The 12,719-nt window shown below is 50.6% G+C and carries 11 protein-coding genes, 1 tRNA gene and 6 pseudogenes; 3 read left to right on the top strand and 15 right to left on the bottom strand.

Translation table 11 applies throughout. The features are described from left to right. Positions 1–108: 108 nt before the first annotated feature. Both ACTQ33_RS13275 and ACTQ33_RS13280 read right to left on the bottom strand, forming a co-directional pair. Positions 109–516 (bottom strand): annotated as a pseudogene (locus ACTQ33_RS13275) (recombinase family protein); the annotation flags it as partial. Then, the gene (locus ACTQ33_RS13280; RefSeq protein ID WP_441465080.1) at positions 513–722 is read right to left on the bottom strand and encodes a transposon-encoded TnpW family protein; all 210 of its coding nucleotides are present in this window, start codon (positions 720–722) and stop codon (positions 513–515) included. The pseudogene ACTQ33_RS13275 and the gene ACTQ33_RS13280, both read right to left, overlap by 4 nt. A gap of 248 nt (positions 723–970) precedes the next feature. Here ACTQ33_RS13280 and ACTQ33_RS13285 point away from each other — a divergent pair, with 248 nt between their 5' ends. The 3 genes from ACTQ33_RS13285 to ACTQ33_RS13295 are packed head-to-tail and all read left to right on the top strand — an operon-like array spanning position 971 to position 3,889. Beyond that, the gene (locus tag ACTQ33_RS13285; RefSeq protein ID WP_441465081.1) at positions 971–1,903 is read left to right on the top strand and encodes a sigma-70 family RNA polymerase sigma factor; all 933 of its coding nucleotides are present in this window, start codon (positions 971–973) and stop codon (positions 1,901–1,903) included. A gap of 56 nt (positions 1,904–1,959) precedes the next feature. Continuing rightward, positions 1,960–2,874, top strand: coding sequence for a hypothetical protein (locus ACTQ33_RS13290; protein WP_441465082.1), 915 nt, complete (start codon positions 1,960–1,962; stop codon positions 2,872–2,874). After that, positions 2,867–3,889 (top strand): virulence RhuM family protein, encoded by a 1,023-nt coding sequence (locus tag ACTQ33_RS13295; protein ID WP_441465083.1) that lies wholly within the window; start codon positions 2,867–2,869, stop codon positions 3,887–3,889. The genes ACTQ33_RS13290 and ACTQ33_RS13295 overlap by 8 nt, the downstream gene beginning before the upstream one ends. 48 nt (positions 3,890–3,937) lie before the next feature. Here ACTQ33_RS13295 and ACTQ33_RS13300 read toward each other — a convergent pair whose 3' ends face one another. The 13 genes and pseudogenes from ACTQ33_RS13300 to ACTQ33_RS13360 all read right to left on the bottom strand — a co-directional run bounded on the left by ACTQ33_RS13300 (position 3,938) and on the right by ACTQ33_RS13360 (position 12,689). Continuing rightward, positions 3,938–4,309 carry a TnpV protein gene (locus ACTQ33_RS13300; RefSeq protein ID WP_441465084.1) on the bottom strand — a complete coding sequence of 124 codons (372 nt, stop codon included), beginning with the start codon at positions 4,307–4,309 and terminating at the stop codon, positions 3,938–3,940. Positions 4,310–4,448: 139 nt separating this feature from the next. Further along, positions 4,449–4,550, bottom strand: a pseudogene (locus ACTQ33_RS13305) (recombinase family protein); the annotation flags it as partial. Positions 4,551–4,661: 111 nt separating this feature from the next. Continuing rightward, entirely contained in the window at positions 4,662–4,850 is a 189-nt protein-coding gene (locus ACTQ33_RS13310; protein ID WP_002569233.1) for a transposon-encoded TnpW family protein, read from the bottom strand. Then, positions 4,847–5,701, bottom strand: coding sequence for an ATP-binding protein (locus ACTQ33_RS13315; protein ID WP_441465085.1), 855 nt, complete (start codon positions 5,699–5,701; stop codon positions 4,847–4,849). The genes ACTQ33_RS13310 and ACTQ33_RS13315 overlap by 4 nt, the downstream gene beginning before the upstream one ends. After that, positions 5,698–5,868: pseudogene (locus ACTQ33_RS13320) on the bottom strand (phage replisome organizer N-terminal domain-containing protein); the annotation flags it as partial. The gene ACTQ33_RS13315 and the pseudogene ACTQ33_RS13320, both read right to left, overlap by 4 nt. Positions 5,869–5,877: 9 nt before the next feature. Further along, a pseudogene (locus ACTQ33_RS13325) lies at positions 5,878–6,072 on the bottom strand (hypothetical protein); the annotation flags it as partial. A 184-nt stretch (positions 6,073–6,256) separates the two neighbouring features. Beyond that, complete coding sequence (locus ACTQ33_RS13330; protein ID WP_441465086.1) at positions 6,257–7,879, bottom strand: relaxase/mobilization nuclease domain-containing protein; 1,623 nt, start codon at positions 7,877–7,879, stop codon at positions 6,257–6,259. Next, positions 7,851–8,249, bottom strand: a complete 399-nt coding sequence (locus ACTQ33_RS13335; RefSeq protein WP_002569238.1) for a plasmid mobilization protein — start codon at positions 8,247–8,249, stop codon at positions 7,851–7,853. Before ACTQ33_RS13335 ends, ACTQ33_RS13330 begins: the two co-directional genes overlap by 29 nt. Before the next feature lie 648 nt (positions 8,250–8,897). Next, positions 8,898–10,982 (bottom strand): methyl-accepting chemotaxis protein, encoded by a 2,085-nt coding sequence (locus ACTQ33_RS13340; protein ID WP_441465087.1) that lies wholly within the window; start codon positions 10,980–10,982, stop codon positions 8,898–8,900. Positions 10,983–11,198: 216 nt separating this feature from the next. After that, positions 11,199–11,315 (bottom strand): annotated as a pseudogene (locus tag ACTQ33_RS13345) (Maff2 family mobile element protein); the annotation flags it as partial. After that, positions 11,306–11,821 (bottom strand): annotated as a pseudogene (locus ACTQ33_RS13350) (MSCRAMM family protein); the annotation flags it as partial. The pseudogenes ACTQ33_RS13350 and ACTQ33_RS13345, both read right to left, overlap by 10 nt. A gap of 101 nt (positions 11,822–11,922) precedes the next feature. Then, positions 11,923–12,264, bottom strand: coding sequence for a translation initiation factor 2 (locus ACTQ33_RS13355; protein ID WP_441465088.1), 342 nt, complete (start codon positions 12,262–12,264; stop codon positions 11,923–11,925). A gap of 348 nt (positions 12,265–12,612) precedes the next feature. Then, a tRNA-Pro gene (locus ACTQ33_RS13360) sits at positions 12,613–12,689 on the bottom strand. Between the last annotated feature and the right edge of the window lie 30 nt (positions 12,690–12,719).

The raw sequence follows: 12,719 nt of genomic DNA on the forward strand, positions 1-12,719 counted from the left end.
GGCATATACCTGACAACATTCTATAAAAACGGTTTGCGATTGAACCGCATCGCTTTGTCGAAAAAGAGTGATTCAGCAGAACACCCTTCCCAAACAGCTTATGTTCTTCATAATGTTGAGGAAGGGGGCAAACTCGTTGCTGTTCTGATCGTCACTGTCCACGCTGTTGGCGATGGCGACAAAGTGAACGCCGTGCTGCCGGAAGAATACCTCCGTGTAAAACCCGGTTTGCAGATAGTCACGCCCCGCCCGGCTCATATCCTTGACGATCACATGGGCAACCTTGCCCGCCTCAATATCTGCGATGAGCCGCTTCCATGCCGGACGCTCGAAATTGCCGCCGCTCCAGCCGTCGTCGGTATAGTGACGGCAGTTGGTGTAGCCCCTCTGCTGGGCATAGCTTTCGAGGTATTTTTTCTGATTCACAATGGAGTTACTATCCCCGGCGTTGTCATCGTCGCGGGACAGCCGCTCATAGAGAGCGGTAATTTTGCTTTCAGTCTGTTTCACGCTCATGATGCGCTCCTTTCAGACTGCCGGCTCATTTGTGGTGTCTCCATTATAGCATAGGTTCCGTCGTTTGTAACCATATCATTGCGTACAATCCGCAAAATTTTATCCTCCATGGTCTCGCCGCCGTTTTCATTGAACACGACTTTGACCTTGTAGGTGGTGCCGCCGATCCGGCGGATGATAAACTGTTCTCGTTTGTTCTGCTCCATAGGCATCCTCCTTGCGTGATTGGTTGGTTTTTGATATAATGTGTTTGGTTCCGTTGGCTGTAAGCTAACCGTGGCTTTCTGTTGGTTTTCCATGCTCCATATCCTCCTTTTCTTCGCTGATGGCTCGGAAAGTAACCCGTGTAACTTGTGCTAAGATTACTTCCTCCACTAATAGGAGAAATACGGGGCGTAAATCGGAACTGCTTTTGAAAAAAAGAAAAATATTTTTTCGGGGAGGTGAAGCTGTCGTGGAATCATGGGAGGATGAACTGCTGCTGGATGATGGTTTTTCCGATGAGGAAGAAGATGCCGAGGAGCAAATAGAGGAAACCGGCCTTGAAATGGATGCGGACGGCTTTGCCGATTGGGAGGATTCGTCTGACACTGCGCCGGTGGATGAGACGCTGGAGGAAGCGCTTGCAGAGGAACACACGCTGGAGCTGGAAAGCGAGCTGGAACAGGACGAGCATCCCAGAGACTATGATGCCGAGCTGGAGGACGAGGAAGAGGAAGCCGCACCCACCAGCGAGAAGCGGCTCAAGCGGGAAATTCGGGCAGAGGCTCTGCGGCGGCTGGAGGAAGCAGCCCGGACGGAATCCGATTTTCTGACTGTGGTAGACGAGTGGAACAAGCTGGACAGAAATCGGGAACGCCGAGAGCGTGACCACGAAAACCTGCGTGGAGACGTGCCGCTGGAGTTTCAGGCGGTGCCCGATCCGAAGATCGCCCCGCTATGGATGAATCTGCCAAGATTCCGCCAGCTCTGTCAGGGAAATTTTCTTGACATCATCTTCTCCTGTCCCTACGAGCTGCATGAGCTGACAGCAAGCAGTTTTCTCTCCAAGCTCTTTTTCACCCTCAGTGATGAGCAGAAGGAGGTGCTGTATTACCTGTTCGTCAAGCAATACAGCACCGCACGGCTTGCTACCCTCCGCGGGCAGTCTGACCGGAATATCCGAAAGCTGCGGATGACCATTCAGAAAAAGCTGCAAAGGCGGATGTATGAGCATCTGAGCGAAAAGCTGGAAAACGATCAGAGCCTTACCCTGCGGGAGCGCGAATTCATGGAGAAATATGAAGCATCGCTGCAAACCATGGGCAAGGATGCCGTGATCCGCCGAGAGAACAAAACAAAGCCGAGAAAAAAGAAAGCCGTCCTTGACGATGCCAAGGACGGTTGATACAATAGTAATATGGTTAATATATAGATAGATTACGATTTGAGAGGAACAGCGTCATGAACAATCTGTTTGCGCAGTCCCGTTCCCATTGGGTGCGGTATGACCGCTATGAGATCAAGACCGGCAAGGACGGAAAACGCTATATTACGCCGGAGAAGGCGGCAAAGCCCGACATCTATAACCCGCTGAAGGAGTCCTCCGAGATGGTGCTGGAGGCGCTGAATGTGGGGATGCTGATGATGAACCGCAGGTCGGAGGATGCGGTGGAAAAGGCAATTCTGGCCTTTGTGAACCATTACGGTCTGTTGGGGCTGATGACGGCTTTGCCTACCACGCCGTCATTTATGGACTATGAGGCAGTCTATCTGCCGAAGAATCACTTCATCAAGGAAGAAAGCATGGCGACAGAGGACTACCTTGCTCTGTTCTATCCCTTCGACAAATTGGATGTGGTGAAAAAGGGCGTGGAATCCAGTTGGAATGTTTCCGGGGATAATATGATGATTGCCCTGACCATGACCTTCATGGATGAGCCGATGGCGAAGAACATGAGCTTCCAGCGGGAGTATGCCGAACCTTATGACTGGGTGGCGCAGCAGTTCAAGGATTGGGCGTTCACGCTGACTACCTCTATTTTGTACTACAATGACTACGACAGCATTGATGAGGACACAAGAAATCTTTACCGCAAGGCCATGGCTGCCTTCGGCGGCATTGCGCCTACCTATCATATTGAGCTGCTGGAGAAACCGACCATCTATTGGGACTTCCATTCGTTGCTGCTGGGCATCCAGATGATGTTCAGCTTTATGATGGTGGACGATGCAAGACCCCTGCGGCTGTGCAAGCACTGCCAGAAGGTGTTCCTCGGCAGTCGGACCAATTCCGCATTTTGCAGCGCCCGGTGCAAGAATCAGTATAATGTCTATAAAGCACGGGCTAAGAGCCGGGAGGATAAAGAGAATGGATGAGAATATGGCACTTACCCCATACGAGACAAGAGAAATTTTGTTTTATAAGACCGATAACGGCGACGTTAAGGTTGAAATCCTGCTATATCAGGAAAATTTATGGCTGACGCAGGCAAAGATGGCGGAGCTGTTTGAGGTGCAGAAAGCTGCCATCTCAAAGCACCTGAAGAATATCTTTACCTCTGGTGAATTGATGGAGGATTCAGTTGTTTCCGTTTTGGAAACAACTGCAGCAGATGGGAAAAACTATCCCACACGGTACTATAATCTGGACGCGATCATTGCGGTCGGCTATCGGGTGAACTCCAAAAAGGCCACCATGTTCCGCATCTGGGCGAACAGGATACTGAAGGAGTACATCATCAAGGGCTATGTCATGGACGATGAGCGCCTGAAAGAGCCGCAGAACTTCTTCGGGAAGGATTATTTTGAAGAACAGCTGGAGCGCATCCGTGACATTCGCGCCAGCGAGAGAAGATTTTACCAGAAAATCACGGACATATATTCCCAATGCAGCGCCGACTATGACGTGGACAGCCCTGTGACAAAAGAATTTTTCGCCACTGTACAAAACAAGCTGCATTACGCAATTACAAAGCACACCGCAGCGGAGATCATCTATGACCGGGCAGACAGCACGAAACCGAATATGGGCCTGACAACATGGAAAAATGCACCCAGCGGCAGGATCCGCAAATCTGATGTTTCGATAGCCAAGAACTATCTGGATGAAACTGAGATGGGAAGCCTGAACGAAATCGTCACAATGTATCTTGATTACGCCGAGCGACAGGCGCGCCGTGGAAACATCATGTATATGCGGGATTGGGTCGCACGGCTGGATGCGTTTTTGCAGTTTAACGAGGAAGAAGTGCTGCATCATAAAGGAAAAGTAACAGCGGCCATTGCAAAAGCCTTTGCCGAGAGTGAGTTTGAGAAATACCGTGTCATTCAGGATCGGCAGTATCAGAGTGATTTTGACCGGCTTGTAGCCAGCACCGAGGAAAAGGATTAAAACGCAGAAATGCCCGTTATCGGCCATGCAACCGATAACGGGCATCTGTCATTCATACACGAGCTCAGTCAGGACGATTTCCTCCGCACGGCTGCGGATGCTGTTCATGCGGCGCACCCATTCCATTTGGTCGGCGGCTTTCAGAGTTTCTGTCACGCCTTCCTGCTTCGCCATTGCAGGAACGATGATTTCCATACGCTCATTGCAAGCTTGGTCGATCTCGGCAAGGTGCCAATGCAGCGTTCCGCTTGTGAGCAGGTTTGCGTAGAGAACTGGACGATGTTCTTTCAGATAGCTGCGACGCATACGTCCATACTTGCCGATCTGGTATTCCGGTTCATCCGGCAGCGCAAGGTTCGGGATAAGATAATCACCCTCCTGACGGTAAGTGCCACCCATTTTCTCAAATAGAGATTTCATAAGAATTAGCTCCTTTTTGTGTTGATTTGCAGCGGTTATAAGGCTTTTTTGGCTCCTTTCCTACAACTGCTGTTCCATTCACCACAAATGAGCCGCAGTCATATGTATTAGGTGGGAGAAACCACCCTCTACATAGTAACTCTTGATTGGAAATGGAATTGCTCTCGCCTTGCAGCTCGTCCTCATGGGAAAGTCTTGGGTAAAGGGCGGTAATTGGTTGTTGGTTGGTCTGTCTTAACATAAAATCCTCCGTTTCCGACAGCCAGCCCCACTATTCCGTACCTTGATTGTACCACATGGGGCGGCTGTCTGTATAGCGGCAAAAGCGTCAAATCTGCTTCTTTATGGTCGGTCAAATCGCCGTTTTTTGTGTAGCAGCTTCCGCTTCCAGCACTTTCATCATCTTGTCGGCTGCGGTGTCGGTTGCGCCCTGCTTGAAGAAGCCGGAAACGGTAAGGACGGAGTTGCCCATGCGGATTTCCGTTACACAGTCCGGGCGGCGGTCTGTTTTGGTGGTGCTTGTCTGTTTGGTTTCTGTCATAGGCTCTCCTTTTGCTGCTTCATCAGTTGCTTTAAGCGTTCCAGCTTTTCCTGTGCGGTTTCCTTTCGGAAGTTGCTGCCCGTGAAGCGGACAGGGGCGCACATGGAAGTCAGCCTGTCATAGATACGGGCGTGGGGCGTGTCCTGCGGATGCTGCAATTCCTCCAGCGTGAGGTTGGTCGTGGCGATCAGCGGCTTGCCGCTTCGGTAACGGCTGTCAATCACGCTGTAAACCTGTTCCAGCCCGTATTCTGTCCCTCGCTCCATACCGAAATCATCAAGTATCAGCAGAGGGTAGCTGCAAAGGCGGGAAATATATTCGTTCCTGCCCTCAAAGCTGGCGGCAAGGTCATTGAGTATCGTTGCAAAGTTTGTCATGCAGACGGCAACCTCTTTTTCCATAAGGGCGTTGGCGATACAGGCGGCAAGGTAGCTTTTTCCCGTCACCACGCCGCCCCAAAACAGGTAGCCGATATTTTCAGCCTGCATGGTTTCCCAGCTCTCCACATAAAAGCGGGCGGTTTCGGTCTGCGGGTTTCTGCCGTTGTCATGCTCAAATGTCCAGTTCCGCATAGCAGGGTCGGTAAAGCCCCGGCGTTTCAAGTCCTCCACTTTTTCAAGGTGCTTCTGTCGGCTTTCGGCGGCTTGCTGCTTTTCACGGGCTGCTCGCTGGCAGTCGCAGTCTGTTGGGTGGCGGTCACGCCCGAAACAGGTCTTTCCCTCTGCAAAGTAGGCTTCTTTGGGCGTATGGCACTTGCCGCAGTATAAAAGCCCGTCCTCGCCCGTGTAGTCCTCCGCTTCGGCGGTAGTGGCTGTAATGTCCGTAATCATAGCTTCAATCTCGTTTTTCATAAGCTCTCGCCCTCCTTGCATGAATAATCGGGTATGCCCTGTTTCGGGGCAGCCTTGCCTTTGGCAGCGTCTTCCTGCGCCCACTTGTAAATGGTGGCTGCATGGCTGTGGTACTGCTTCCCAGTGGAAGCGATATGGCAGGAAAGCCGGTCAATATAATATCTGCCATTGTCCCTGTCCTCCTTTTTCCGGCGTTTGGAGTAGTAGCGGGGGCAGAGTATGATAACCGCCCGGAAGCTCTGCTTGCAGCTATGGGTACAGCCCCGGCAGAGGTCGTTGTATGTGATACGGTCGCAGGTGGTATTCCCAACTTTCACTTGCCGCAGGAAAAAAGACCATTCCAGCCGCCGTTTCTTGCTCATTCTTGGCATGGGTGCGCTCCTTTCTGCCGTTTCCGCTGGTGTAGCGGTATCGGCGGTAATTCTGTATCATCTCGGTATCATTTTCGGGGTTTTTCTGCCCTGTAAGCCCGTTAAAAAATCCTTTGGTATTGCGGATAGGGTACGGGGCAGCCCCCTTATTCTGTATGGGTTCGGGTACATTTTGGGGTGGTTTTTATCGCTCCTGTTCCTGCCTTTTCACAGGCTTGCGCTCCCGGCGTAAAATCTGGTCGATATTGCCCTTGACGGTCTGTAAGCGGCGGTATTCCTCCCGTTTTGCCCGGTAATCGTTGTAGCCGCTGTTTTTCTCTTTGATAAGGCTTTCAATCTCTGCTTGCAGGGATTTATAGCTCGGCAGCTTGGAAATGCCGTTCTCCCTGAAATAACGGGCGGCTGCGTCTGCTATGATAAAGTCACTTTCGTGCTTCTGTCGGTAGGCTGCTTTTGCTTTGGCGTTTTTCTGCTGTTTCAGCCCGTCCCGGACAGGGCGGGTCTTGGAATAGGCAAGTACCTGCCGTTGCAGCTCCTTTTTCCCGTTCAGCGTCTTTTCCACCTGCTTCAGCTCTGTAAGGCTTTCCTGCATGGCGGCATAGGCGGCAGAACAGGCTTCGTCCAGTTCCTCCGGGGAAGAAAAGCCGTACTGCTGATAAGCGGTAACGGTAGCTGCCATTTGCTTTAGGTTGTGCTTTGCCGCCCAGCGGTCATAGCCCACGCCCTTGCCCTCGGCTCGCTTGGCTTCCCGGTCAACCATGCGCTGCAAGGTGTTGTCTGCCGGGGTGGTTTTTGCAGCTTTTTCCCCTTGTAACGGCTTTATAACTGCGACAGGGTATTCGGGTATGGCTTTGGTCTGTTCGGCGGCTCTGTGGGCGTTCTGTGTGAGCAGGGCAAGGACAGCAGCCTTGTCAAAATCGTCCCCCAGCTTCCGGGCTGTGATAGGCTTTGTCCTGTCCGGCGTGAGGTAGGAAAGCCGCCCCCGGCTCTCCTTGACGGTCACGCCCTCCCGCAGCAAAAGGGAAGAAAACTCGTCAAAGCTGCCAGCTTGGGAAAATGCCTGCCGTATCGTCCGGCGCAGCTTCGCCTTGTCCGTTTCAAACTTGGTGGGCTTGGTCGGCTGTCCTGCGGCTTCTCTGACAGCGTTCTCTTTATCAAGGGCAAGCTGCCCTTTCTTTGCCGCCCAGTATTCCCGTTCGGTTATCCGTTCCTTGCTGCCGTTCAAGAGGTCGATTTGGTAAAGCCCCTCCCGGTGGCACATCTCCATGACTTCACTCTTGAAATATTCCATAGCGGCATTGGTGCAGCGGTGCTTGCAGCCCTCCCGTGTATCGGCTGGTCTGTCCATGTAGGGCAGAAGCGGGACTTCATAAATCCGCAGGGAGTTGATGACGATATGCACATGGATATTGCCGCTGTGGTTATGCCCGTCCGGGTGGGTGCATACAAGGGCTTGGTGTCCGGGGAAATGCTCTTTGCAGAACTGCTCGCCCAGCTCCTGTGCCCGGTCTACGGTCAAGCCGTTGTCTGTCCCGTCCCGTGGGTCAAAGCTGATGATATAGTGGTGGCTTTTCACATCTTCCCGTTTTTGGTTTTTCTCATAGCGGAGATTGGCTCGCATACAGGCAACGGCGAAATCCTCGCCCCCGCAGTTAAGGGAAGAAATGCGGTAATCCTCCCTCGGTATCAGCCGCCCGTTTTCATCAAGGGTGGGCTTCATGGTAAACTCGTCATGCTCAAATGTGAGGTAGGCTTCCGCTGCGCCATAGTCGGCATTTTTAGAGCTGATATGTTTGAATGTTGCCAACAGCGTCACCCACTTTCTGCAAGACTTCAAACTTTAGGGCAGCAAGGTCTGAAACCGCCGCCCGTACCTCCCCAGCAAGTTGCGGGTAGGGGCTGTGCCACTCGTTCAGCGTCCGGGCTATCTGGTTTAAGTTGCCGCCGATCCTGCCGTATTCGGCGGTCAGCTTCCCGACAGCGGCAAGCAGCTCGTCGTTGACGGGAGAAACGGTTATGATGGGGCGTATGGCTGCCCCGGTTATGGCTTGCCGGATAAACTCGGCTTGGCTCATGTTGTAGGCAGAAAGCCTTTCCGCAAACTCGGCGTATTCTTCCTCGGTCATGCGGGTCTTGACTACCCGGCTGCGGTGCGGCGTGTTATATCGTTTTCGCATGGTAAAAACCTCCTTTCGGCTGTGCGTGGTGCCTCTCACTAATAGGAGAAAAACAGGGTGTGAAGCGGAACTGTTTTTGAAAAATCCGAAAAAATATTTTGAGGGATTTTTAAGCGGCGTAAGCCGCATGGCAGGGTTTGGGGAAGGCACTCCCCAACAAGATTCCCGCAGGGGCAAAATGAGCGATAAGCGAATTTTGGTACTGCGGTAGAATCTTGCTCTGAGTAGCCGCAAACTCCAGTGTGTAGGTGGCTTACTTCTTTTCCGTTAAAGATACTTTGAAAATGGGCATTGCTGCCCGCTGTCCGGGGGAAACGGAAAATTTCTTTTTCCTACCGTTCCGGCAAGAGAAAAAGGGTATATCTCCCCGTTCACACCTTAATACCGCCGTTTTTTCGATTTGCCGGAAATGGGCGCAAAAAAAGCAGTAAATCTTTTTCAAGACTTACTGCTTTCACTGGCCGCACCGTTGGGCGGCGGTTATTCAGTTTTGAAAATAGAGAGGGGGCGGCAGCACTCTCTGCTGTCGCCCCTTGATTGCCTATCAGCAAAGGCGAGCGAGGCTGTCAACGGCGGCGCGTAGCGGCGTTCATTTCATCGTTGACTGTCTCGGTTGGCTTTGCTATTCACGTCCTTTTATATAATTATTTAATATTTTACACATTCCTGCCCAAAATTGTCATAGGATAGTTCCGTATCATTACTTTCATCACGATACATATTATCAAAACCATCACTGGCGGGCAACTTAAACTTGCTAATCATAGTTTTAAGTTCCTGTGCCTGTCCAGAAAGTTCTTCACTTGCTGCCGCACTCTGTTCCGCTGTCGCAGAATTGGTCTGCACCACACTGGAAATTTGGTCAATGCCTTGCGTCACCTGAGAAATAGCTTCGGCTTGTTGCTCGGATGCTTTTGAAATTTGTTGAAATACCTTATCCATTCCCAATGTTGATTCTATCACAACATCCATGCTTTTCTTAGTTTCAGCCATGCTCTCGCTGCCTTCTTCAATGGCTTCCAACATTCCTCCAATCAGTTCTGTTGTTGCCTTAGACGCTTCGGAAGAACGTCCGGCAAGGCTGCGCACTTCATCTGCCACTACCGCAAAGCCTTTTCCCGCTGTTCCAGCTCGTGCAGCTTCTACCGCAGCGTTAAGCGCTAAAATATTTGTCTGGAACGCAATATCGTCTATCGTTTTAATGATACCCCTTACTTGATCTGCACTGGCATGGATTTTTTCCATCAATTCAAGGGAATATTCCATGCGTTCGCCGCTTTCCGTAACATGACCACTCATTAGGTCGCCTTCTTTAGCTGCGTTCTGCACCATTTCTGTGTTAGCTTTTACCGTAGAGGAAAGTTCTGTGAGCGTTGCCGCCAATTCCTCTACTGAGGAAGCCTGTTCCGTAGAGCCTTGCGCCAAGGACTGCGCCCCGGAAGATACCTGTTCGGAGCCGGAAGATACCTGTTCAGAAGCCTGTGAAATACCATTCATCATCTGTGCCAGATTTTTTATAAAATCGGAAATAGAATGTTGGATTGGAAGAAAATCGCCTTTGAAATCAATGCTGCTCTTAACCGTCAGATCCCCGTCTGCTAATTTTCTCATAATAACATCAATTTCACTGACATAATGAGAAAGGGTTTCCATGCAAGAACGCAGAGACGCGGCAATCTCACCAATTTCGTCATTCCCTTTGTATTCAACTGTTGCTTGAAGATTTCCGTTGCTCATTTCCCTTAGTCCATGGTTAATTTCAGAAACAGGGCGCAGACGTTTCCCTACGACAAAATAAAGAATAACTGCTACAACCACTGTGGAAAGGAAAAGCAAGACACAAAGGGTAACTACCATCTTCACTGCAAGAGAATGATACTCCCAACTCGACATACGGGACAGAACCTTCCAGCCGCCGGAAAGCTCATCCATCACGCTCATGCGTTTTTCACCGCCAACGGTATATGAAAAAACATTCCCGCTCGGTGCCTGCAATTCGTTCTCAATCGCACCAGTAGCCCCAAATTCGCTGAAATTCTTTCCTACCAATTCGTCCCGTGTAAATCCTACAATTGTATTATCTTGTGAAAGAAGAATCATCTGCCCGGAATTTCCAAAAGTCATAGACTTAATAAATTCTGAAATAGAAGTAATCCTTAAATCTAAAATCAAAAGACCTGCGGTATTGGAACCATTCATCACAGGTGTTGCAATCGAAACACACATTTCACCGGTGGCTTCGTCCATATAAGGCTGTGTAACATATGTACCTTTGCTTGCTGCGCTGAAATAGGGACGTCCTGTCAAAGATACGTCCAGACGTCTCCCGTCCTGTGTATAAATGGTGTCCTCGGCAAGGCTGCCAAATCCTCCTCCCAGAATATCTGGATATTCTTCCATAGCTTCCTGCAATAAGCTGAGTGTTCCTTGAAAATTCCCATTGGATGAAAGCACTGTTTCGCTTCCTGCCATTAGGCCTGTCAAACGGTCATCTATTGACAGCATTTCCGTTACGCCAATGTATTTTTCAATAAACTGCTCTACCTGCGTTTTTGCGCTTAGAGTGACTTGTTTCATATATGCGTCCTGCTTTTGATTTACTCCATAACTAATAAGGCTACTCATCAAAATAGCACAGATTACATTAAACACAAACAGTATCGCTACGGAAAACAGCACAACTGTTGTAGATAACTTTCTAGTTTTTTTGTCTTTTTCTTTACTTGAAATCATTGTGGTTTCTCCCTTCTAAATGCCAATCCTGACATATTTTATCTGCAATAGTTTTCCAGACAAAAATTCACTTGCCTCCTTAAATCTTGTTTAGCTCACTTAATTTTTTATTATAGCACTCTCCATGACAAATTTCTACACAAATTAACGCTTTAATTTTACGGAATAATAGGGCTACTGCCTATTAAATTCTTGTGTGTTACTTTACGGCACATGAGCATTCGCGCCGGGGTTGTCGTTGCCGTAACCTTCCAGCAGGTTGATGACGCCCCACACGCCGAGACCAGCGCCGAGGGCAATCACGAGGGTCTGAAGAACGGTGATAGGGAATATACTCCAGGCTGTAAGCCCTCCCAAATGATCGTACCTGTGCTGGAAGTGGTCTGATCCATATACCGGCTGCCATCCTCAATCCGGGTCAGGCTGTATGTCACTCCGGCCAGGGCGGAGCCATCCGAACTGATTTTTGTGAGGCGGAGGGAAGGCAGCTTGCTGTTGGTAAAGACAAACTGGGCCGTCTCATTTCCATCCAGGTGGATGATCCTCTGTGCCTCGTCAATCACATATCCCGGACACTCCAGTTCAGTCACCACATAAGCGCCCACGGGGAGCTTGGAGAGGTCGATGGTCCCATCCTCCGAAGTCGTATATTCCTCCGGTCCCCAGGAGCCGTCCACCGCCTCAATGCGGAATTTGACATTGGCAATCGGCTTACTGAGATCCGCACTGTCTACCTTGATAAGATGGATGCCGGGCAGCTGGTCATTATAAAACACCCGTTCCACAATGCCCATGCCCGTGGTCAACTCCGCATATTGGGGGGTGGTATCTATAATATTGTTCGATGTCCGCTGTGCCCCTCTCCGCCTCCGTGCTGGCCTCACTGGCGTCTGGGGTGGTACCGGCGGCTCCGTTGTCCTCCGGGGCTTCCTCGGTGCTCTTAGGGGCCTCCTGTGGGGCCAGGCTGGCTTCGGGCTTCCGCCAGCGCCTGCTCGATCAGGCCCAGAACGAAGTCCCGCTGGGTGAGCTTTACGCCCGTCCGAGCAGTTTCTCTGGCCAGGTGGGTCTTGATGCGCTGGAAGAGTTCCTCGGGAATCTGGAATGCCATCGTTCTGCTGCCTGTCATGTTGATTCCTCCATTCTCATCTTTCATCTTGTAGTATTCAGTGAGCAGTGCTGCGATGTACTGGCTGGTGGTCATCTCCAGGCGGTCTTTTTCTTCTGTTACCCGGTTGTGCAGGGCAATGTCGATTTGAGCGCATAGGTTTTTCTTGTCTGCCATGGTCTGCTCTCCTTTCCTCGTTTTGCAACGCAAGTATATCCAAAACCATGGCGGAAAGCTATTACCAATACCACTAAGGAATGGGGAACAAAGCAAGCAATACTACTAACTGAAACATTCCTGCCTAAAAAAGCGAAAAGCCCCCGTTGGCAGTCCATTGTCCATTGGACTACCAACGGGGGCTTTTCGCTCTACCGTTGTTTGCTCCGGGGTTCGAGTCACCACACACTATAAAAACGGCCTTTTGTATCTCTGTCTCGGCTGGTGCTCGATTTTACCCCCTGAAACGGCTGAAACCCTTGCCGCAGCAAGGGTTTCATGGGTTGCATCTTTTTCAGCAACCTTAGTTGGTCGGAGTGCCGGGATTCGAACCCGGGGCCTCTTGGACCCGAACCAAGCGCGATACCAAACTTCGCCACACCCCGTAACGCTCATTTATTATAGTGGGTTTTCTC

Source organism: Candidatus Avoscillospira sp. LCP25S3_F1, from assembly GCF_052117125.1.
Classification (GTDB): Bacteria; Bacillota; Clostridia; order Oscillospirales; family Oscillospiraceae; genus Avoscillospira_A.